This is a genomic window from Nocardia sp. CA-135953 (assembly GCF_050955735.1).
GTDB lineage: Bacteria > Actinomycetota > Actinomycetes > Mycobacteriales > Mycobacteriaceae > Nocardia.
The window spans coordinates 4,218,735-4,239,301 of record NZ_CP192082.1 but is presented as its reverse complement, the minus strand read 5'-3'; the positions used below and the strand labels follow the sequence as shown (position 1 = coordinate 4,239,301).

Annotated in this window: 19 protein-coding genes and 1 pseudogene; 10 read left to right on the top strand and 10 right to left on the bottom strand. The window is 66.4% G+C overall.

The window, feature by feature from the left end; all coding sequences use genetic code 11:
- Positions 1 to 45: 45 nt before the first annotated feature.
- The 4 genes from ACQPXH_RS19770 to ACQPXH_RS19755 all read right to left on the bottom strand — a co-directional run bounded on the left by ACQPXH_RS19770 (position 46) and on the right by ACQPXH_RS19755 (position 2,371).
- Entirely contained in the window at positions 46 to 747 is a 702-nt protein-coding gene (locus ACQPXH_RS19770; protein WP_433598017.1) for a PhzF family phenazine biosynthesis protein, read from the bottom strand.
- A gap of 41 nt (positions 748 to 788) precedes the next feature.
- Positions 789 to 947 carry a hypothetical protein gene (locus ACQPXH_RS19765; protein ID WP_433598016.1) on the bottom strand — a complete coding sequence of 53 codons (159 nt, stop codon included), beginning with the start codon at positions 945 to 947 and terminating at the stop codon, positions 789 to 791.
- 246 nt (positions 948 to 1,193) lie between these two features.
- On the bottom strand, positions 1,194 to 1,733 hold the full coding sequence (locus tag ACQPXH_RS19760) for a carboxymuconolactone decarboxylase family protein (protein WP_040692625.1): 540 nt from the start codon (positions 1,731 to 1,733) through the stop codon (positions 1,194 to 1,196).
- A gap of 50 nt (positions 1,734 to 1,783) precedes the next feature.
- Positions 1,784 to 2,371 (bottom strand): peroxiredoxin, encoded by a 588-nt coding sequence (locus ACQPXH_RS19755; RefSeq protein WP_433598015.1) that lies wholly within the window; start codon positions 2,369 to 2,371, stop codon positions 1,784 to 1,786.
- Between the two features lie 114 nt (positions 2,372 to 2,485).
- On the opposite strand from ACQPXH_RS19755, the gene ACQPXH_RS19750 reads away from it, so the two are divergent.
- The 4 genes from ACQPXH_RS19750 to ACQPXH_RS19735 all read left to right on the top strand — a co-directional run bounded on the left by ACQPXH_RS19750 (position 2,486) and on the right by ACQPXH_RS19735 (position 5,239).
- Entirely contained in the window at positions 2,486 to 3,400 is a 915-nt protein-coding gene (locus ACQPXH_RS19750; RefSeq protein WP_433598014.1) for a hydrogen peroxide-inducible genes activator, read from the top strand.
- Between the two features lie 216 nt (positions 3,401 to 3,616).
- Entirely contained in the window at positions 3,617 to 3,874 is a 258-nt protein-coding gene (locus ACQPXH_RS19745) for an SDR family oxidoreductase (RefSeq protein WP_433598013.1), read from the top strand.
- A 453-nt stretch (positions 3,875 to 4,327) separates the two neighbouring features.
- Complete coding sequence (locus tag ACQPXH_RS19740; protein WP_433598012.1) at positions 4,328 to 4,786, top strand: gamma-glutamylcyclotransferase family protein; 459 nt, start codon at positions 4,328 to 4,330, stop codon at positions 4,784 to 4,786.
- A 69-nt stretch (positions 4,787 to 4,855) separates the two neighbouring features.
- Positions 4,856 to 5,239 carry an SDR family NAD(P)-dependent oxidoreductase gene (locus ACQPXH_RS19735; protein WP_433598011.1) on the top strand — a complete coding sequence of 128 codons (384 nt, stop codon included), beginning with the start codon at positions 4,856 to 4,858 and terminating at the stop codon, positions 5,237 to 5,239.
- Here ACQPXH_RS19735 and speD read toward each other — a convergent pair.
- The 4 genes from speD to ACQPXH_RS19715 all read right to left on the bottom strand — a co-directional run bounded on the left by speD (position 5,236) and on the right by ACQPXH_RS19715 (position 11,166).
- Positions 5,236 to 6,438, bottom strand: a complete 1,203-nt coding sequence (gene speD, locus ACQPXH_RS19730) for an adenosylmethionine decarboxylase (protein ID WP_433598010.1) — start codon at positions 6,436 to 6,438, stop codon at positions 5,236 to 5,238. The two genes, ACQPXH_RS19735 and speD, sit on opposite strands and share 4 nt — an antisense overlap.
- Before the next feature lie 8 nt (positions 6,439 to 6,446).
- Positions 6,447 to 7,547, bottom strand: a complete 1,101-nt coding sequence (locus ACQPXH_RS19725; protein ID WP_433603514.1) for a type III PLP-dependent enzyme — start codon at positions 7,545 to 7,547, stop codon at positions 6,447 to 6,449.
- A gap of 126 nt (positions 7,548 to 7,673) precedes the next feature.
- The gene (locus tag ACQPXH_RS19720) at positions 7,674 to 10,172 is read right to left on the bottom strand and encodes a DEAD/DEAH box helicase (RefSeq protein ID WP_433598009.1); all 2,499 of its coding nucleotides are present in this window, start codon (positions 10,170 to 10,172) and stop codon (positions 7,674 to 7,676) included.
- A gap of 49 nt (positions 10,173 to 10,221) precedes the next feature.
- A complete protein-coding gene (locus ACQPXH_RS19715) occupies positions 10,222 to 11,166 on the bottom strand; it encodes a PAC2 family protein (protein ID WP_433598008.1) in 945 nt (314 codons plus the stop codon).
- A gap of 233 nt (positions 11,167 to 11,399) precedes the next feature.
- On the opposite strand from ACQPXH_RS19715, the gene ACQPXH_RS19710 reads away from it, so the two are divergent.
- Together ACQPXH_RS19710 and ACQPXH_RS19705 are read left to right on the top strand one after the other, a co-directional pair.
- Positions 11,400 to 12,122, top strand: coding sequence for a sensor domain-containing protein (locus ACQPXH_RS19710; RefSeq protein WP_433598007.1), 723 nt, complete (start codon positions 11,400 to 11,402; stop codon positions 12,120 to 12,122).
- A 368-nt stretch (positions 12,123 to 12,490) separates the two neighbouring features.
- Entirely contained in the window at positions 12,491 to 13,945 is a 1,455-nt protein-coding gene (locus ACQPXH_RS19705) for a DUF4192 domain-containing protein (RefSeq protein WP_433598006.1), read from the top strand.
- Between the two features lie 103 nt (positions 13,946 to 14,048).
- Here ACQPXH_RS19705 and galE read toward each other — a convergent pair whose 3' ends face one another.
- Positions 14,049 to 15,029: a UDP-glucose 4-epimerase GalE gene (gene galE / locus ACQPXH_RS19700; protein ID WP_433598005.1), complete on the bottom strand. Its 981-nt coding sequence runs from the start codon at positions 15,027 to 15,029 to the stop codon at positions 14,049 to 14,051.
- 3 nt (positions 15,030 to 15,032) lie between these two features.
- Positions 15,033 to 15,719, bottom strand: a complete 687-nt coding sequence (locus ACQPXH_RS19695) for an iron dependent repressor, metal binding and dimerization domain protein (protein ID WP_433598004.1) — start codon at positions 15,717 to 15,719, stop codon at positions 15,033 to 15,035.
- 195 nt (positions 15,720 to 15,914) lie between these two features.
- Here ACQPXH_RS19695 and ACQPXH_RS19690 point away from each other — a divergent pair, with 195 nt between their 5' ends.
- The 4 genes and pseudogenes from ACQPXH_RS19690 (at position 15,915) to ACQPXH_RS19675 (ending at position 20,567) form a co-directional block, all read left to right on the top strand.
- Entirely contained in the window at positions 15,915 to 17,192 is a 1,278-nt protein-coding gene (locus ACQPXH_RS19690; protein WP_433598003.1) for an acetoin utilization protein AcuC, read from the top strand.
- Positions 17,185 to 19,953: a GNAT family N-acetyltransferase gene (locus ACQPXH_RS19685; RefSeq protein WP_433598002.1), complete on the top strand. Its 2,769-nt coding sequence runs from the start codon at positions 17,185 to 17,187 to the stop codon at positions 19,951 to 19,953. The genes ACQPXH_RS19690 and ACQPXH_RS19685 overlap by 8 nt, the downstream gene beginning before the upstream one ends.
- A 33-nt stretch (positions 19,954 to 19,986) precedes the next feature.
- Positions 19,987 to 20,298: pseudogene (locus ACQPXH_RS19680) on the top strand (NAD(P)-binding domain-containing protein); the annotation flags it as partial.
- A complete protein-coding gene (locus tag ACQPXH_RS19675) occupies positions 20,292 to 20,567 on the top strand; it encodes an NAD-binding protein (protein ID WP_433603513.1) in 276 nt (91 codons plus the stop codon). The pseudogene ACQPXH_RS19680 and the gene ACQPXH_RS19675, both read left to right, overlap by 7 nt.

Sequence of the window (20,567 nt, the reverse complement as noted above, 5' to 3'; positions counted from 1 at the left end):
ACCGCCATCCGCGGCCGCCGGAATCTGTCGTCGGATACTCGCGGTCTACAGGTTGACGACCGAGTCGGCGACCACGCGGCCGCCGAGTCGGACCCAACCGTCGGAATCCCATTCGGTGAAGATCTGCGAGCCCTTGCCCTGGGTGATGATCAGGCCGCGGCGCAGCAGGGCGGTGAGGGCGACGGCGGCGGCTCCGGTGGCTTCGTCCTCGGGTACGCCCATGGCGGGGGCGAACATGCGCGAGCGCAGGGCACCGCGGTGCTCATCGGTCCAGGTCCAGAGGTAGTGCGAGCCGCTGTCGAAATCGTCGGGGCGCAGATTCGCCAGCTCGTCGACGTCGTCGACCTGGTGAAAGGTGAAGTCCGGGGCCCATTCGCCGCGTGCCCTGATCCAGACCATGCCGTCGGAGAGTTCGACGGCGACTGGACCCGCCGACACCTGCAGAATCCGCACCGGCCGGCCCTGCTCGGCGAACCACCACGCGGTGCCCACCGACGGATGCCCGGCGAAGGGCAGCTCCACCGCGGGGGTGTAGATCCGCACCTTGGCGACCTCGTCGACGGGATCCTCGACAACGACGGTCTCGCTGTACCCCGCCTTCGCCGCCAGCGCCTGGTGGTCGACCTCGGCGACATCGGCGGCGCGAGCGATGCCGAGCTCGTTGCCGCCTCGACCGGTCGGGTCCGTGAAAACGCGCACGACCTCGACCCGCGTACCGATGGCCTCCAGTTCACCCTGTGTGCCCATGTTCGCGAGCCTACCGGCACCCAAAAGGTCCAGGAGTGCTGTCAACGCGGGCCGCAGAGCCAGGGGAGGTCACGCAGGATTTCCGACGCACCCCGCTCGGCGAGCACCTTGTGCGAGCCGGAATGGCTCAGGATGGCGCGGGTTCGACCTGCGGACTGCGCCAACTTGTCGGAGACGGTCTGTGCCGCAGCCGCATTCACGGCACCGTTGCGTGCGGGCCATCTGCCGCGGAAGGCATCGGTTTTCGACCACCAAGCGGCGCGGTTACCACCCAGATATCCTCATCGGTCGGCGGCGTGCGGACAGCCATCGGCCCTGCTCCCTTGTTCACGAGGTGCGTAGCGCGGACAGGCTGGCGAGGCGCTCCGACACGTGCCGGTCGGCGCGGAAACGGCAACGACCCCGTCCAAGCTCGAACGGGGTCGTTGCGTGTTTCCGGCGAGATATCAGACCGCGGCGGTGGCCAGCGTCTCCGTGGATTGCACGGCCTGGCCGACTCCGGCGACGATCGCGGCCGCGCGCAGCGATTCGAAGATCACCTCACGCGAGACGCCCGCCTCGCGCAGGGTCTTCTCGTGCGCCTCCAGGCAATGCGCACAGCCGTTGATCGAAGAGACCGCGAACGACCACAGTTCGAAATCGGCCTTGTCGACACCCGGGTTGCCGATGATGTTCATCCGCAGACCGGCACGCAGATCGTCGTAGCGGCCCTCCAGAAACGCTTTGCCCCGGTAGAACACATTGTTCATGCCCATGATCGAGGCGGCGCCGAGTGCGGCGTTGTAGGCCTCCGCGGATAGATTGTCCGCGGCTTCCTCGGCGATTTCCCGCAGCGTCGTCGCCGACCGGGTCGCGGCCGCCGACGCGAGCAGCGTGCCCCACAGCTGCTGTTCGTTCAGCACGGTGGTGCGTGCGATGGACGACAGATTGAGCTTGAGGTCCTTTGCGTACTCGGGAAGGGAGTTCTTCAGGGTCTCAATGCTCATTCGGTCAATCCTCTTCTTGTTCAGGGGTTTTCAGGTGGTTCGGATATTGCTCAGACGCTCGCGGCGAGCAGTTCGCCCGCATTGATGGTCGGGTCGCCCTTTTTCCAGTTGCAGGCGCACAGCTCGTCGGACTGCAGCGCGTCCAGCACACGCAGCACCTCGTCGACATTGCGGCCGACCGAACCGGCGGTCACCGAGACGAACTGGATCTCGTTGTTCGGGTCGATGATGAAGGTGGCGCGGTCGGCGACGCCGTCGGCGTTGAGAACGCCGGTGGCGGAGGCCAATTCACGCTTGAGGTCGCTCAGCATCGGGAACGGGAGGGTCTTGAGATCCTCGTGCTGGGCGCGCCACTGGAAATGCACGAACTCGTTGTCGACCGAGGCACCGAGCACCTGCGCGTCGCGGTCCTCGAATTCGTCGTTGAGCTTGCCGAAGGCGGCGATCTCGGTCGGGCACACGAAGGTGAAGTCCTTGGGCCAGAAGAAGACGATGCGCCACTTGCCGGCGTGGTCGTCCGAGGTGATGCGGGTGAAGTAGTCGTCAGGCTGCTGAGCGTCGACCTTCGACAGGTCACCGCCGATCACCGCGGTGAGGTTGTATGCCGGGAACTGGTCGCCGATGGTCAGCAAAGCCATGCTGGTCTCCTCGTCAGTCGGTTTGCAAGAGCGGGTGGATCGAAAAGCTCACTGGTGATCTTGCCCAAAGTTCGGTGAAAGGTAAACGTGATCAGTCGCACTACACTGATAGGCATGACCGATCAGACTTATCAGCCGACCCTGTCGCAGCTGCGTGCGTTCGTAGCGGTCGCGGAGTACCGCCACTTCGGTACCGCGGCCGCGCGGCTCAGTGTGAGCCAGCCCACGTTATCGCAGGCACTTGCCGCATTGGAACACGGGCTCGGGCTGCAGCTGATCGAGCGCAGCACCCGGCGGGTGCTCGTCACCGCCGCGGGTATGCGGTTGTTGCCGCAGGCGACGGCGACCCTCGAGGCGGCCGATCGATTCGTCGCTTCGGCGACAGGTGACAGCCTCGGCGGCACCCTGCGGATCGGCATCATCCCGACGGTTGCCCCGTATGTGCTGCCGGATCTGCTGCCCGAATTGCGCAAGGTATTGCCCGCTTTGAATCCTCGGGTGGTCGAGGACCAAACCGCCCGGCTTCTGGAGGGATTGCGCACCGGCGTCCTGGATGTCGCGCTGCTCGCACTGCCGACCGAAGCGCCCGGACTCGTCGAGATCCCGTTGTACACCGAGGAATTCGTTCTGGTGACTCCGCGCGGTCACGCGCTGGCCGGCCGCACCGATATCGCACCCGCCACCTTGGACGCGCTGCCGCTGCTGCTGCTCGACGAGGGCCACTGTCTGCGTGATCAGACCCTGGAATTCTGCCGCTCCGCCGACGCCCATCCTGGCACGGTCGGCGATACTCGTGCGGCGTCGCTAGCGACCGTGGTCCAGTGTGTCGCAGGCGGTCTCGGGGTGACGTTGATTCCGGAAATGGCGGTGGCGGCCGAAACCGCGCGCGGCACACTGGAAACCGCGCATTTCGCAGCCCCCGCTCCGGGGCGCACGCTCGGTCTGGCGTTTCGCGCATCGACGGCGCGCGCGGACGATTACGAACGGCTGGCGGAGATCATTCGGTCGCAGCGGCCCGGAGTCAATTGAGTCCGCGGGATCAGGGTGCGGCGGCGCCGAGGATCCGGGCAGGGGTGAGCTGATCGTCGGCGAGCTGGACGATCCGGCGACCCTCGTGCCCGCATTCGACGGTGTCGACACACTGTTTCCTGCTGATGCCCAGCATCGGACTGGGGCACGCCGTCGACGCGGTGAACGTGGCGCGAGCGGCCGGAGTGCGGCATATCATGCAGTTGTCGTCGTTCAATGCGATGGGCGATCCGGTACCGGCCATGGGGCCGTTGGCATCTCGAGCGCGAGCGGATCGTCGCCGAATCCGGCATACCGGTGACCGTGCTGCGACCCGGTGGATTCATGACGAATGCGCTGGCGTGGGCGGAGACGATCCGCTCCGGCGGTGTGGTCCTCGACCCCACCGGACCCGGTCGCTATGCCCCGATCGACCCTGTCGATATCGTCGCGTGGCGGCCGAGGTTCTCACCCCCGAGGGGCACCACGGCATGACATACACCCTCACCGGCACGGAAACCGACACTGTCGCAGAACAAGTCGCGACCATCGCCCGCACAATCGGTCGCGCCATCGAGGTGCACGAGGCGGCCACGCCGCAGGAGGCTTTGGACCGGCTACCCAGGCGGTGCATCACCGGCGCTGGCGGCGGCGATCATCGAGGGGTTCGAGTTGATTGCGTGCCGATACAGTGGGGTTCCGCACCGACACGGTGAGTGAGCTGCTCGGCAGAAGTCCGCGTAGGTTCGCCGACTGGTGCGTCCGCATCGCCGATGCGTTCGTGTGAAGACGCATTCGGGTGAGGTAATGCTCTGGCTCGGTCGGAGCGTCCGGCCACCTCGATGCTTCCGGTGAGTTGTTCGTCGGACCGGCAGCCCCCAGTTTCAACGCCGGTCTATCGGATCGTTTGGGCGTAATGTCCGCTGGTAGGCAGTTGGAAGGTGCACTGTGGACGAGTCGGGTGCCAATGTGTCGACCGAGCCGGGACGGCGGCTCGGTCGCTCGATCGCGAACGGTGATCAGCTGTTCGCCTACGGAACACTGCAGTTTCCGGAGGTGCTGGTCCAGTTGATCGGGCGGTGTCCGGAATTGGTGGCGGCGAAGCTGACCGGGTGGCGGGTGGCGGCACTGCCGGGGCGGGCGTATCCCGGGTTGGTACCCGCCATGGGTGGGATTGCGCGCGGTGTGGTGTTGTCGGGGCTCGACGCGGGGGAGTGGGCGGTGCTGGATGCGTTCGAGGATGACGAGTACGAGTTGCGGCGGGTTCGACTCGGTTCGGCCATATCGGCGTGGACGTATGTGTGGACTTCGGTTGTCGCGCAGGATGATTGGTTAGCCGAGCGCTTTGCCGCCGAGCATCTCGCTACGTTCGTGGCTCGGTGCGCAGAATGGCGACGACTGCTGTGATCGAAGGTCGGATTTGCCATTCCGAGACGACCGGTCGTTTCAGCGGGGATCACGAGAAGAGAGAAAGATATGGTCAAGACGGTGATCGTCACCGGATCCTCCGGTGGATCTGGCGCGATATCGCTCGGCTTCGTGGCGCGTGGTGACAATGTCGTGCTCAACGGGCGGGACGCGGACAAGCTCGCAGCGGTGGCGGACTCGTTGGGTGCACCCTCACAGTTGGCGGTATTCGCCGGTGACATCGGCACGCCCACAACGGGTTCCGAACTCGTACGCCTCGCGGTGGAACGTTTCCGTCGAGTCGACGTGCTGGTGAACAATGCCGGAATCGTCGGAGTTTCACGCTATAACCATCCGGTTATCGGCCAGGAGCGGTCATCCGGCCGAACGCCGAATCGCACCGGCTCGACGGGAAAACCCTTGGGAGCCGGTGCGATTCGAGAGTGCCGCTAGACGCGCAGCGCGTGCGGTTCGATCGCGCCGCGCAAAAGCGCCCGCGCATCGATCGTCTCGGCGCGGTAGGGCAGCGTGCCCAGCCGATCGGTCATCGCCTGCACCGGGTCATCGATTCGCTCGTTCAACCCGAAAAGGAATGTCCACTCGTGCTCATCGCTGCCGTACTGCACCACGGTTGCGAACTGCTGGTGGAAGCGCTTCCAGGACCGCTTCAGCGTCTCGTTGCGCCACATCGTCGCGCATCCGGCCTGTGCGCTGAGCACGCCGCCGGGTGCGAGCAGCGCCCGACATCGCGACAGGAACTCCGACTCGTAGAGCCGGTTGTGCTGCGCGTCCTCGACCCGCTCATCGGGCAGATCGATGACTATCACGTCGTAGCGGGTGCCCGCCTCGTTCGCGTTGGCAAGGAAGTCCCAGCCGTCGGCGTAGTGCACTTCGACCGGGCCCGCACCCTTGACGGCGGCGGCCAGCTCGTCGCTGGTGTAGCCGTAGGGCAGGTACTCGGCGCACAACTCGACCTCGCGCTGGTCGATATCGACGTGATCCACCAGCGTCGCACCCGCGGCGACCGACATCTGGCTGGCCACACCCTCACCCGACCCGATGATCAGCACCTTGTCCAGCTTCGCGGCCAGCGCGAAGGCCGGGACCATCATCGCCTCGTGATAGGTCAGCTGGGAGAACTCCGTGGACTGGCGATCGTCGTCGGAGAACAGGCTGATGCCCTGTTCGGTGCGCGCGATCACCATGTGCTGGAACGGAGTATGGGTGTCGACGATGACCTCGTGCAGATCCCAGATGCGGGTCAGGCCATTGCCCACCGGCTCTTCGATCCGCGTCGAACCGTGCCCGCGCTGGATGACCTGCATGCGAACATCCCTGGGAGACAACTTATCTCGCAGTATTTCGACGGCCTTCGACGCGCCGGCGCCGATACTTCCGCAGGTGAATACGTCGACAAAGATGTCGCCGGACTCCGGATAAGTGTGAATCGAGGCGTGGGACTCCGACAACAGCGCGAGGACGGTCACCCCCTGCGGATCGAACTTCTTGTGTACGACATCGCAGATGGTGACGCCCGCCGCGATCAGAGACTCACGCAACGCCGATTCGAGTCGTTCGAGATCGTCGCAGAGATCTGCGTCGACACCACCGAACTCGGCCAGCACATGCCAGCCGGTGAATTCCGCCGTCATAGGCAAACTCACTCTCGCTCAGCGCCCGAGACATGAACGGTCAAGGGCGGAAAACCATTGAAGGACACCGACGAATAGCTCGCGGTATAGGCGCCGGTATCGAGGATCTGGATGCGATCACCGGCTCGCAACGAGGTCGGAAGAAGGACCTTCGTGCGTTGATACAGTACATCGTCGCCATCGCAGGTCGGTCCGGCCACCACCGCCTCATCCACGGGATCTCCGTCACGCTCGGTGACGAAGCGGTATGCGATGTACTCGTTCTCGGTCTCGGCCATGCCGTTGTAACGGCCGATGTCGAGATACACCCAGCGCCGTCCGTCCGGCGCGATGCGCACGCCGATGACCTCGGCGTGAATGGTGCCCGCCGAACCTACGAGCGCGCGGCCGGGCTCGATGACGAGTCCGGCGGTCGCGGGCAGGAATTCGGCGGTTGCGGCCGCAATGACGGCGCCGATATCGTCGAGTGCGGGCGCCGCATCGACGTACGAAATGGGCAGGCCGCCACCGATATTCACCGAGCGTACCGGAATATCTTTGTCCGCCAGCGCCGCCACGATGCGGCCCGCCTGTTCGATACCGATGCGCCAGGCTCGCGGGTCGGTCTGCTGGGAGCCGACGTGGAAGTACGGGCCCCCGACGATCAGTCCGAGATCGCGGGCCCGCACCAGCAGCCGCAGCGCCTCGTTGGGGGAGCAGCCGAATTTGGTGCCGAAGGGCGTCGTCGACTGCGGCGCCGAGGACAGGAACCGGCACTCGACTTCCGAACCCGGCGCGTGCTCGACGATGCGCAGCAGATCGTCCTCGGTGTCGAAGGCGTAGCGGCGCACACCCGCGGCGTAGGCGGCCGCGATGTGGGCGGCCTTCTTGATCGGGTTCCCGTAGCACATGCGCGCCGGGGCGACGCCCTCGTGCAGGCACAGTTCGATCTCACCGACGCTGGCGACATCGAACTCCGCTCCGTGACGGTCGAGCAGCCGGATGAGTTCCGGGACCGGACTTGCCTTGACCGCGAAGCGTATTCGGGCTCCGGGTACCGCGGCCTGGAGTGCGCGGTAGTTGTCGCGCACCCGCTCTGGGTGGATGGCCAGATAGGGCGATTCGGGCAGGTTTGAACCGGTCAATCTAAGGGAACTCTCCGTCGTTTGGGGGGCGGCCGTCGTTCGGGCACCGCGCGAGAGAGTATCAGCGCGATGCCCCTGGTAACCAACTCGTTGACGACACCCTGATCATGATCACCCTGCGACTATCGTGACCTCGTCGAAGACGACCTCGCCCGCGGCATCGGACTCGGCGAGATCGACCACTGCCGCGAGCGCCCAGCCGTGATCACCGGCGGGATCGTCGAGCACTTGGCGCACCTGCCAGAAACCGGGGCGTTGTTCCACCTGGAACAGTTGCGGACCGCGAGCGTCGGGGCCGGTGCCGATGCTTTCGTACTCGTCGAAGTAGGGGTTCAACTCGGCGGCCCAGTCCGGGCCGGTGCCGAGCTCGGCGAGGGCCTCCCAGCGGCGCAGCGCGGCGAGTTCGACGCGACGGAACATGGCATTGCGGATCATCACCTTGAACGCGCGTTCGTTGGCCGAGATCGGCCGCACCGTTTCCGCGCCGAAGGCGAGCTGATCGGCATCGGTCTCCGCACCCGGATTGGTGAGTTGCTCCCATTCGTCGAGCAGACTCGAATCCACTTGGCGCACAAGCTCACCCAGCCATTCGGTCATATCGTCGAGATCCTCGGTGCGCGCGGATTCCGGGACGGTGCGCCGCAGCGCGCGGTAGGCATCGGCGAGATAGCGCAGCACCACCCCCTCGGATCGGGCCAACTCGTAATGCGAGATCAGCTCGGCGAAGGTCATCGAGCGTTCGATCATGTCGCGGACGACCGATTTGGGGGACGGAGCGAATTCCGACATCCAGGGATGCCCGGCCCGGTAGGTCTCGAAGGCGGGTTCGATCAGCTCGGCCAGCGGTTTGGGCCAGGTGACCTCTTCCAGCAGCTCCATGCGTTCGTCGTATTCGATGCCGTCGGCCTTCATCTCGTTGATCGCCTGGCCGCGGGCCTTGTGCTGCTGGGCCATCAGCAGCTGGCGCGGATCCTCCAGCGTCGACTCGATGAGGGAGATGACGTCGAGGGTGTAGCCGGGGGCGTCGTTGTCGAGCAGGTCGAGCGCAGCGAGGGCGAAGGGGGACAGGGGCTGGTCGAGGGCGAAATCGCGCTGCAGATCGACGGTGAGCCTGGCGCGGCGGCCCTGTGCGTCGGGTTCGGGAAGCTGTTGCACCACACCGGCATCGCGCAGAGCGCGATACAGGCGGATGGCGCGCAGGATGTGCCGGCGTTGCGCTGGGCGGGGCTCGTGATTGTCCTCCAGCAGATGGCGCATGGCGTCGAAGCAATTGCCCGGGCGGGCGATCACATTGAGCAGCATGGAGTTCGTCACGTTGAAGCGCGACACCATCGGTTCGGGGCTGGCGGCGACGAGCCGGTCGAAGGTCTCCTCGCTCCAGGAGACGAAGCCCTCCGGCGGTTTGCGGCGCACCACCTTGCGCTGCTTCTTCGGATCGTCACCCGCCTTGGCCAGCAGCCGGGTGTTCTCCACTTCGTGGTCGGGCGCCTGCACGACCACGGTGCCCATCGTGTCGTAGCCCGCCCGGCCCGCGCGGCCGGCGATCTGATGGAATTCGCGGGCCTTGAGCCTGCGGGTGCGCACACCGTCGAATTTGGTGAGACCGGTGAGCAGTACCGTGCGGATCGGCACGTTGATCCCGACGCCGAGAGTGTCGGTGCCGCACACCACCGTCAGCAGACCGTCCTGGGCCAGGCGCTCCACCAGGCGGCGGTACTTGGGCAGCATGCCCGCGTGATGTACGCCGATACCGTGGCGGATCAGCCGGGACAGGGTCTTGCCGAAGCCGGAGGAGAAGCGGAAATCACCCAGTGCTGTTGCGATGGCGTCCTTTTCGGCGCGCGTGGCGAAGTTGACGCTGGTGAGCGCCTGCGCGCGTTCCAATGCGGCGGCCTGGGTGAAATGCACGACGTATACCGGTGACTGGTTGGTCGTGACGAGATCTTCCAGGGTTTCGGTGATCGGGGTGCGCGCGTAGGAAAAGCTCAGCGGGACAGGACGTTCGGTGCCCGCGACGATGGCGGTCGGATTACCGGTGCGGCGCTCGAGGTCGGCGGCGAAGAAATCGACCTCGCCGAGAGTTGCCGACATCAGCAGGAATTGGGCGCGCGGGAGTTCCAGCAGCGGTACCTGCCAGGCCCAGCCGCGGTCCGGATCGGCGTAGAAGTGGAATTCGTCCATCACGACCTGGCCGACATCGGCGGCCGCCCCCTCGCGCAGCGCCATATTCGCCAGGATCTCGGCAGTGGCGCAGATGATCGGCGCCTCCGGATTCACCGCCGCGTCACCGGTCACCATGCCGACCCGGTCCGCGCCGAAAACCTCGCACAGGGCGAAGAACTTCTCGCTGACCAGCGCTTTGATCGGGGCGGTGTAGTAGGTGCGCAGGCCGCGGGTCAACGCGAACAGATGCGCGCCGACGGCGACAAGGGACTTACCGGATCCGGTGGGGGTGGCCAGGATGACATTGGATCCGGACGCCAATTCCAGCAGCGCCTCGTCCTGCGCCGGATACAGCGGTGTCCCTTGCTCGGCCGCCCACTCCCCGAAGGACTCATAGAGTGCGTCGGCGTCGGTTCCCGGTATCTCCAGCAGTTCGGTCAGATCCACTCCGACCACCCTACGGGCAGCCGCCTACGGTCCCGTCAGGGTGACCGGGTCAGTTGGACTGTTCGTTCTCGTCGCCGTCGTAGCCGCCCTGCTCGGCCAGGAAGCGCTCGAATTCAGCGCCCAATTCGTCGCCGCTGGGCAATTCACCATCGCCGACCAGCAGGCTCGACTGGCGTTCCTGCGCGGAGACGAAGCTGTCGTACTGGCGCTCGAGCGCGTGCACCACGGTCTCGACCTCGGAATTCCCCGCGATGTGCTCGTTGACCTGCTCGCGCACCCGCGCGGCGGCCTCACCGAGGGCGGCCAGTGGGAATTCCAGGCCCGCGTTGTCGGCGACGTGCTCGAGCAGGGTCTGCGCGGCCTCCGGGTAGGCGGTCTGCGCGAGGTAATGCGGCACATGCACCGAGAATCCGACGGATTCGTGGCCGTGCTGGGCCATCCGGTACTCCAGCAGTGAGGACGCGCTGCCCGGCACCTGTAGTTCGCCCGGCCAGCGCTGATGGTCGGCGATGAGGTCGCGGTCTGAGGAGTGCGCGGTGATACCGAGCGGGCGGGTATGCGGGATCGCCATCGGGATGGCACCAAGTCCGATGCTGCGCCGCACACCGAGCTGTTCGGCGAGCAGACGCACCGCGGTGGTGAATTTCTCCCAGCGCAGATCCGGTTCCAGGCCGGATAGCAGCAGGAACGGGGTGCCCGCGGTATCGCGCAGCGCCCAGAGATTCAGCTCGGGCTCGGCGTAATCCGAGAAGTGGTCGGTCTTGAACGTCATCAGCGGACGACGCGAGCGATAGTCCAGCAACTCGTCGACATCGAACGAGGCGACCAGCTCGCTCTCGAGACTCTCGCGCAGATGCGCCGTGGCCAGCCGTACCGCATGCCCGGCATCGGTGAAGCCCTCCAGTCCGTGTACCAGGACCGGACCCAAGCCATCGTCGTTCGACAGCTGCGGAGCTGGGAACTCCAACTCGTACATTCGCGACTCGTGGTCCATCGCGTCTCCTTCCTGCGCGGTTTACCGGCGCGAGCTTCCAGGCTCACAGGCGTGTTGGGCAATTCGCGGCGGTCAACCACTGTCCATTGTCCCCCATGGCACCGACACACGTTGCCACGGGCGACACCGACCCATGAGCAGGGCAACGTCAGTAGTACCCCGCACATTCCCGGTCACTCGAAGAACCGGCGTGGCATCGTGGGCGGGCTGGGGGAGTTTGGCACAGTGGACCGGTGACTGTGCCGAATTCGACGCGCAAGGGGCCACGCGGATTCGGGGTATCTGGTTTGGTGCCCCTCGCCGCGAGTGCGGCGCTGCTCGCCGGCTGCGCGTCGACGGTGACCGGGCATCCGGTCGCGTCCGGTCCGAGCGTGGGGACCCGGCATGTGACGGCACAGCTTTCGACGCTGCTGCCCGATCCCGCGCGGTTCCCGGCCGGATATGAGGCGGTCGTGCTGCCACCGGAGGCGGCCGCGCAGGCGGCGGCGGACCTGACCGGGGTCGGGCGCGGGGCGAAGGTGCAGCCCGACGGATGTGTCCCGCCTGCTCAGCAATTCGGTCCGAATCAGACGGCCGTTGCGGTGGGCACCGACAACGAGACGCGCGCCACGATGACCGCGGAGTTGACCAGGACCGGACAGCCGTTGTCGGTATTGCGTGACCAGTTGAAGCGGTGTCAGCAGGTGCATGTGAACCGAGCGGGTGCGACGACGATTGTGACCACCGAACTGCAAGCGCCCCCGACGATCGACGCCGACGACACGCTCGCGCTGCGCCGCACGGTGGCACCGCAGGTGAGCGCGGCCGGCCTGACGCAGTCGATGCAGACGCTCACCGGGCAGATCGCCGATGTGCGTATCACGGTGACATACATGACATTCGGCGATGCCAAGCCGGATACGGCGGCATTGGACGAGCTGTTCACAACGGCGGTGCGGAAAGTGAAGCAGGGGTGAATGCGGCGGCCTCCGCCGCATGTTGGCTGGAGCTTGCGGCCGAACAGTAGCAGGTGGCACCGACATAGTCGTCGCCGTATTCGTGTCCGATTCCCGATTCATCCACAGCCCAAATGTTTTCCACAGGGCAATTCGGTCCCGCGATATCCCCAGGTCGGTGTTCCGGGCTTCGAAGTGGGTGGGCGCACCCTCGATGCATGACGACTTCCACGAATCCCACTCCCGCCCTCGGAGATCCAGGCGACGGCGCATCGCCGCGCACCGGTTTTTGCACAAGCCCCGCCGTTCACCCCCGCAAATCCGCTCACTCGTCCGGTGTCGGCGACTCGGGTTGCCGGGATGTCGAGGATTCGTGTGACGGCGCCGGGATGGGTACCGCCGAGCCGGCGGACTATCGAGCCGCCGGGCATCTGGGTGCTACCGCGGGGTCAGCGGATCGCGGGGTGCATGTCGGCGACGAAACAGAGGGCTCGCACGCCATCGCGTATTCGAGCGGCATTGTCCCTGCGCCGCGGTTCGATGAACCAGCGCGCGATAGCGCTGGGGCGCATACATATCGCACGTGGCCGGTGGACACGGTCTCGGCCCGAATCGATTCGGTGTCCTTCTTCGACCCCGATATCGACGACGAATTGTTGGAATGCACACGAGGTTTCGGGAAAGAGTTGCGCCCGGGAATCTGTGCGGAACCGCCGCCGGAATTCGGGGAGCGGATTCCAGGGGACTCACTGCATGTCGACGATCCGGGTGAATTGATTGTGGCTGTGCCCGCCATGGTCGGATTCGTGCCGGAGCGGTCGCTGGTGGTGGCGGTGCTGCGGGGCGCGACAGATATGGAGCAGAGTCCGATCATCGATGCGGTGGTGCGGTTCGATTTGGATCAGGAAGGCGGAAGTCGGCGGGGGCTCGCGGCCGCATATGCGGAGTGTGTTTCGCAAATCTGTGCCGCAGAGGGGGCGACGGAAGTACTCGCGGTGATCGTCGATGACCGGTTGCGCGAACCGCGGCGTACGCGCCGAAACGGTGGGGGGACTACGGCACCGTGGGGCGCACTCATCGCGGCGTTCGCGCGCCGACTGGCGCGGGCCGAGGCGTACCTCCAGGGTGCCTGGGCGGTGCGCGCTATCGAGGCGGATCAGCGGTGGTGGAGTCTGCTCGATGCGAATCATCATGGGACGCTGCCGGATCCGGCCACATCGATGGTCACGGTGGCGCATGTGCTCGAAGGGCGGCCGATCCGAGGCACCCGTTCGGAGCTGACCGCTCTGGTCGCACCGGATGAGGACCTGGCGCACCAGGTCGCGGTACATCTGGACCGCGCTCGCGCGTTCGCGCACGAGCGGTACGCGGCGGCCGTCCGGCGCGGGGATCCCGACGGATACCACCGGCGGGCACTCGAACATATGCTCTCGCAGATCGCCAATATCGACTCCGGTGCAGTCCTGACCGCCCAGGAATACGCGGAACTGGCCGCGGCACTGCGCGATCGGACGGTACGCGACTCGCTGTTCGGGCTGGCCGTCGGAGACCACGCCGCCCCTGCGGAAACCCTCTGGGTGGCGCTGACGCATGCACTGTCGGGCAGCGACCGTGCCGATGCGGCAACACTTCTCGGCTACAGCGCCTACATCCGCGGTGACGGTCCGCTCGCCGGTGTCGCACTGCAGGCGGCCTTGGAAGCCGATCCCGCCCATTCCATGGCGAGTCTGCTCGAGATCTCACTGCGCACCGGGATGCGTCCGGATACGCTGCGCCGGCTCGCCTACTGCGGGCTCGGCATTGCCGCGGACCTCGGTATCGACTTCGGGCCAGCTGTCCGGTGAGCCCGATCGCGTTCTCGGGTGGTCAGAGGTGAGGTGGCGAGTCACATGGTGGTTGTGGCAAATGCGGCACCACCCATGTCACCGCGTTCGATGCCGCGCCGGCTTACTTCGCGCTGTGTGCCAGCGGTCCGAGGTCACGCAGGAATTCCCAAGCATCGGCGACGATTTCGTCGAGATCGTTGTGCTTGGGCTGCCAACCGAGATCGGTGATGGCGCGGTCGCTGGACGCGATCAGCGTGGCGGGGTCGCCGGCACGACGCGGTGCGTCCAGGGCGGCGATCGGCAGGCCGGTGACGCGCTCGCAGGCCGAAATCACCTCGCGGACCGAGAAACCGGTGCCGCTGCCGAGATTGAAGATGCGATGTGTGCCGGATTCGGCGGAGCCGAGAGCCAGCAGGTGGGCGTCGGCGAGGTCGCGAATGTGGATGTAATCGCGGACCGCGGTGCCGTCGGGTGTGGGCCAGTCGGTGCCGAAGACCGAGATCGCCTTGCGATGACCGAGGGCGACCTGGAGCACGAGGGGGATGAGATGGGTTTCCACCACCCGGTTTTCGCCGAGACCGCCGTAGGCACCGGCGACGTTGAAGTAGCGCAGGCTGGTCGCGGCGAGACCGTGCGCGATCGCATAGGAGGTGATGGCGTGGTCGATGGCCAGTTTGGAGGCGCCGTAGGGGTTGGTCGGCCGGGTCGGCGCGTCCTCGGTGATCGGCACCCGTTCGGGTTCGCCGTACACGGCCGCGGTCGAGGAGAAGACCAGCCGCGGCGTTTCGGTGCGGCGCATCGCCTCCAGCAGCTCGAGCGTCTTCACCACATTGCCGTGCCAGTACTTCTCCGGCTGCTGCACCGACTCACCGACCAGCGATTGGGCCGCGAAATGCAGGACACCGTCGAAGGATTCGGCCTCGAGCAGGGCGGGCGCCGCGACCCCGACATCACCCTCGATGAATCGCGCCTCGGTCGGCACGCCCTCGGCATTGCCGGTCGACAGATCGTCGACCACCACGACCTCGTGCCCCGATTCGAGCAGAACCTGCGCGCAGACGCCACCTACATAGCCTGCGCCACCTGTGACCAGAAGTTTCACGCCTCAGACCAACTTCACCTGGACGGCGTGGGCCATCTCATCCGAGAGCTCGAAACCCGCGTGGCCGGGCACGGTGATGACCACCGAACCGGGCTTGGTCTCGACCGTCACGCGGGCGTCGGGCACCACGCCCGCCTCGCGCAGTTGGCCGATGACCTCGGGATCGGTCTGGATGTGCTCGGCGAGGCGACGCACCACGACCGCGTGCACCTGGCCGTGTGGCAGATCCGACAGCCGCACCAGGGTCTCGTCGGCGCCGCACCGCGTGGCGAGGCCGAGCTCGTCCAGACCCGGAATCGGGTTGCCGTAGGGGGAGGTGGTCGGGTGGTTGAGCACCTCGACCAGCCGCCGCTCGACATCCTCGCTCATGACGTGTTCCCAGCGGCACGCCTCGGCGTGCACGTTCTGCCAGTCGAGCCCGATGACGTCCACGAGCAGCCGCTCGGCGAGGCGATGTTTGCGCATGACCGCGACCGCCATGCCGCGGCCCTTGTCGGTCAGTTCGAGATGGCGGTCACCGGCGACCAACAGCAGACCATCGCGTTCCATCCGCGCGACGGTCTGGCTGACCGTCGGGCCACTCTGCTCGAGGCGCTCGGCGATGCGCGCACGCAGGGGCACCACGCCCTCTTCCTCGAGGTCGTAGATGGTACGGAGGTACATCTCCGTGGTGTCGACCAGATCCTTCACCTGTTACCCCTTCGTCGGCACGAATTCTACCCACGCACGTCGGCACCCCCGTGTGCCGCGTGGTCTCGCGCCACACCCGTGACTGCGCTGTGGGAATTCTGTCGGCGCACGGCCTGTCACCGTATTCGCTCTTGCGTGTATTTCTACTGCATACGAACGTCCGGGGCCGTTACCTTCCCGCGTAGCGTTGCGAGCATGGCCACTGCACCGCACGACGAACAGTCCGCGTCGCTCGACCAAGATGATCTCGAGGCGCGATCCGGGACGGTCGTCTGGACCGACCGCTTCCTCGACTACGCATGGACGCCGGAGCACCCCATGAAACCGGCGCGCCTCCAGTTCACCATGGCCCTGGCGGAAAGTCTCGGAATACTCGACGGTGTCGAGCGATTGGTGCCCGAGCGGGCCGAAGTGTCCGATTTGCTGCGCATCCATACCGCGGACTACATCGAGGCCGTCGAACAAGCCACACCTCCCGCGGGTGCGCCGCTCGCACCGCCGTACGGTCTCGGCTCACCGGACAATCCGGTGTTCCCGCGGATGCATCAGGCAGCCTCGGTGATCGTCGGCGGCACGTTGGCCGCGGCACGCGAGATCGCCCAGGGGCGCACCCGGCGGGCAGTGAGCATCGGCGGCGGCATGCACCACGCGATGCCGGATTCGGCGGCCGGATTCTGCATCTACAACGATGCGGCCGTGGCCATCTCCTGGCTGCTGGAAAACGGATTCGATCGCATCGCCTACATCGATGTCGACGTACATCACGGCGACGGTGTGCAGCGCGCCTTCTACGGCGACCCCCGAGTGCTGACGATCTCGATTCATCAGCATCCGGCCACATTGTGGCCCAATACCGGCTGGCCGGAGGAGACCGGCCACGGCGCCGCCGACGGCACCGCGATCAATCTGGCGGTCCTGCCGGGCACCCGGGATCCGCAGTGGCTGCGCGGCTTTCACGCGATCGTGCCCGGTGCGCTGGCGGCGTTCCGGCCGCAGATCGTGGTCAGTCAATGCGGTGTCGACACCCACCGCGAGGACCCACTCGCCGATATGGAACTGACCGTCGACGGTCAACGCGCCGCCTTCATCGCCATGCGCGATCTGGCCGACGAATACGCCGAAGGCCGTTGGCTCGCCGTCGGAGGCGGCGGCTACGGCCTGGTGCGGGTGGTGCCACGTGCCTGGACCCATCTGCTGGCGACGGCGCTGGATCGCACCATCGCGCCGGAAACCGCGGTGCCGCAGGACTGGATCGATATGATCCAGTCCGCGGCGCCGACTGTCGATCCGCCGCGCGCCATGGGTGACGGTGGTGACACTGCCTACCGCCGGTGGGACGGTCCCGGCGGCACGGGGGAAACTGGGGACGCGCGCACCGACCGCGCGCAACGCGCTATCGATACGGCCGTATTGGCTACGCGCCGAGCCACCTTCGGGTTGCTCGGCCTCGATCCGGAGGACCCCCGTGACTGAGAACCCGCCCGTCCCGGATTCCCCGCGTACTCCCGCGATACCGCCTCCGCCGCCGCAGGACTGGTTCGCCGATGTACTCGCCTCGGACGGTGGCGTGGTGCGACTGCGCCCGATCACACCCGATGACGCCGAGCGGCTGCAGGAGTTCCACACGGCTCTGTCGGATCGCTCCCGGTACCTCCGCTACTTCGGTCCGTACCCGCGTATTTCGCCCAAGGATCTGTACCGCTCCACCCACGTCGACCACCACGACCGGGTCGGACTGCTGTTGGTACTGGGCGAGGCGATCATCGCGGTCGGCCGCTACGAACTACTGACCGACCGCACCGGACCCCGCGCCGCCGAAGTCGCATTCGTGGTGGCCGACGAGCATCAGGGACGCGGGCTCGGTTCCATCCTGCTCGAACATCTGGCGGGTGCGGCCGCCGAGAACAAGATCGAGACGTTCGTCGCGGAGGTGCTCGCCGAGAACACTGTGATGGTCACAGTATTCCGTGATGCGGGCTATCAGGTCGAGCGCGCAAGGGACGGTTCGGTGCTGCATCTGGAATTCGCCATCGATCCCACCGAAGCCCTTCTCTCGGTGCGGGATTCGCGCGAACGCGCCTCCGAGGCGCGGAGTGTCGGCAATCTGCTCGCGCCGCGTTCGGTCGCGGTGATCGGCGCCACCGTTGGCCCGGCCCGGGTCGGCGGAGTGATCTTGGCCAATCTGCTTTCCGGAATTTTCCAAGGTCCGGTGTTCCCGGTCAATCCGAACCGGCGATCGGTGCGCGGCGTGCGGGCTTACCCGACGGTGCGCGACATTCCCGATGAGGTTGATCTCGCGGTGGTCGCCGTGCCTCCGGAGGCGATCAGCTCTGTTCTGGACGACTGTATGGCCAAGGGCGTCAAGGGATTGGTCGTACTCACCGCGGGCTTCGGGGAGACCGGTGATGGCGGTGTGGTTGCTCAACGCGAGTTGGTTGCCGCGGCACGTGGACACGGGATGCGGGTGGTCGGGCCGAGCGCGCTCGGCATTGCCAATACCGATGCCTCGGTTTCGTTGAACGCGACCTTGGCTTCGGTACTGCCTGGGCCGGGGCGCATCGGGTTCTTCTGTCAGTCCGGGCCGTTGGGTGCGGCCATCCTCGGTGAGGCCGCTGCCCGCAACCTCGGGTTGTCGACCTTCGTCTCGGCGGGTAATCGCGCGGATGTGTCCGGCAACGACCTGCTGCAATACTGGGACACCGACTCCGCCACCGATGTGATCCTGCTTTATCTGGAGAGTTTCGGTAATCCGCGCAAATTTTCCCGGATCGCGCGTCGGGTCGCGCGGAGCAAACCGATCGTCGCGGTAAGCAGTGGGCGATTGGCCGCGCGGGCCCAGCCGACCGGCGATATGGACCGATCGATCGTGCGGGACCTGTTCGCGCAGTCGGGAATCGTTCAGGTCGACTCGATTTCGGAGCTGTTCGATTGTGCGGCGCTGCTGGGCTATCAGTCGCTGCCCGCGGGTCCTCGGGTCGCCGTGATCGGCAACAGCGCGGCGCTGAACTGGCTGGCCGTCGATGCCGCACGCGGTGAGGGGCTCGAGGTCCGACGTCCAGCTGCGGTGCCGTTCGACAATATTCGCCGACCGCGCCCGACCGAGCGTGTGGTGGATGAGGAGTCGATCGGCGATCCGGTCAACTTGGGTCCCGACGCGACACCGGGTGCATATCTGGACGCGGTGGTCGCCGCGCTGCGCTCGGACGAGATCGACGCGGTTATCGTGGTTTTCGCGCCGCCGGTGCCGCTGCGGATGGCCGGATTCGCCGATGCCATCCGCGAGGCCGCAGCAGCCGTGCCCGATGCGGCGAAACCCATTCTCACCACTTTCGTTGCCGAGCAAGGGATTCCGAACCTCCTGGCCAGGCGCGGTTCGGGCGGTACGGCGGTCCGCGGCTCGATACCGTCCTATCCGGACCCCGAGCGGGCCGCACGGGCACTGGCCAGGGCGCACCGATATGCGCAATGGCGCACGAAACCGGTGTCGACCGTGGTTCGTCCGGCGGGCATCGACGAGGAACGGGCCGGGCGTCTGGTCGCGGGCTGGATGCGCGAATCCCACGGACGTTGGCTCACCGACCTGGAGGCCGTGGACCTGTTGGATTGCTACGGAATTCGCGTCGTCGAATTCCGCGAGGTCCGCGGCGCCGACGATGCGGTGGCGGCGGCCGAAGAACTCGGCTATCCGGTCGCGGCCAAGGCAACCGGCGAAATGTGGCGGCGCCGACCGGACCTCAGTGGGGTTCGGCTGGACCTGTGGCGGCCTGAAGCCGTGCGCCAGGCCTACTCGCACCTGGTGGAACTATGTGGTGATCCCGCCGTGCACATTCAGAAGATGGCCAGCCCCGGCGTCGGCTGTGTGCTGCGGGTGCAGGACGACCCGTCCTTCGGCTCGGTCATCGAATTCGGGCTCTCCGGCATGATCATCGAACTCCTCGGCGACCGCGCCTACCGCGCCCTCCCACTCACCGCCGACGAAGCGACCGCCCTCATCGACGCCCCTCGCGCCGCCCCACTCCTCTCCGGCACCCCTGCCAGTCCCCGCGTCGACAAACCCGCCCTTGTCGAACTCGTTCAACGCGTCTCGGCCCTATTCGACGACCTCCCCGAAATCCGCGAACTATCCTTCGACCCCGTCCTCGCCTCCCCCAACGCCGCCGCAATCCTCTACGCCCGAGCCCGCTTCGGCCCCCAACCAAGCGGCTTCGACAACGGCCCCCGCCGCCTCGGCTGAAATCCCGCAACTCGCCGCCACCCGGCCGCACGACTCCGAGCCATCGACGTGGTGTTCACCATGGTCTCCACCCGAGCCGACCTGGCAGAGGTCCTATTCGGCGCCGACGGCCTGCTCGCCAACGAAATCTGTACCCGCGTAGTGGTGGACTGCTCGACAGTCTCGACGGGATCCTCCGCGGCCATTCGCGCGGCCGGCGAACTGCGTGGTGTGGGTTTCCTGGCCGCACCGGTCAGCGGCAATGCGAAGGTGGTCGCCGCGGGCGGGCTTTCGATCGCGGCCTCGGGTCCGCTGGATGTCTACGAACGCGTGGCACCGCTACTGCGCACCATCGGTAAATCCGTCACCTGTGCGGGCGATGTACGCGGCTGGTCAAGATCTGCCACAACCTGTTCCTCGGTGTGGTCACCCAGTCGATGGCCGAGGTCACCGTCCTCGCGGAGAAGGGCAGAGTATCCCGCGCGGCCTTCCTGGACTTCCTCGACAACAGCGTCATGGGTTCGGTCTTCACTCGCTACAAGACCCCGGCCTTCGTAAACCTCAACTACACACCGACTTTCACCCCGATCCTGCTGCGCGAGGATTTCGATCTCGGTCTCGACGCGGCCCGTTGA

Coding starts and splice junctions, on each gene's coding strand:
- ACQPXH_RS19770 (WP_433598017.1), bottom strand. CDS start 747: ATGGGCACACAGGGTGAACTGGAGGCCATCGGTACGCGGGTCGAGGTC.
- ACQPXH_RS19760 (WP_040692625.1), bottom strand. CDS start 1,733: ATGAGCATTGAGACCCTGAAGAACTCCCTTCCCGAGTACGCAAAGGAC.
- ACQPXH_RS19755 (WP_433598015.1), bottom strand. CDS start 2,371: ATGGCTTTGCTGACCATCGGCGACCAGTTCCCGGCATACAACCTCACC.
- ACQPXH_RS19750 (WP_433598014.1), top strand. CDS start 2,486: ATGACCGATCAGACTTATCAGCCGACCCTGTCGCAGCTGCGTGCGTTC.
- ACQPXH_RS19745 (WP_433598013.1), top strand. CDS start 3,617: ATGCGATGGGCGATCCGGTACCGGCCATGGGGCCGTTGGCATCTCGAG.
- ACQPXH_RS19735 (WP_433598011.1), top strand. CDS start 4,856: ATGGTCAAGACGGTGATCGTCACCGGATCCTCCGGTGGATCTGGCGCG.
- speD (WP_433598010.1), bottom strand. CDS start 6,438: ATGACGGCGGAATTCACCGGCTGGCATGTGCTGGCCGAGTTCGGTGGT.
- ACQPXH_RS19715 (WP_433598008.1), bottom strand. CDS start 11,166: ATGGACCACGAGTCGCGAATGTACGAGTTGGAGTTCCCAGCTCCGCAG.
- ACQPXH_RS19705 (WP_433598006.1), top strand. CDS start 12,491: ATGGGTACCGCCGAGCCGGCGGACTATCGAGCCGCCGGGCATCTGGGT.
- ACQPXH_RS19690 (WP_433598003.1), top strand. CDS start 15,915: ATGGCCACTGCACCGCACGACGAACAGTCCGCGTCGCTCGACCAAGAT.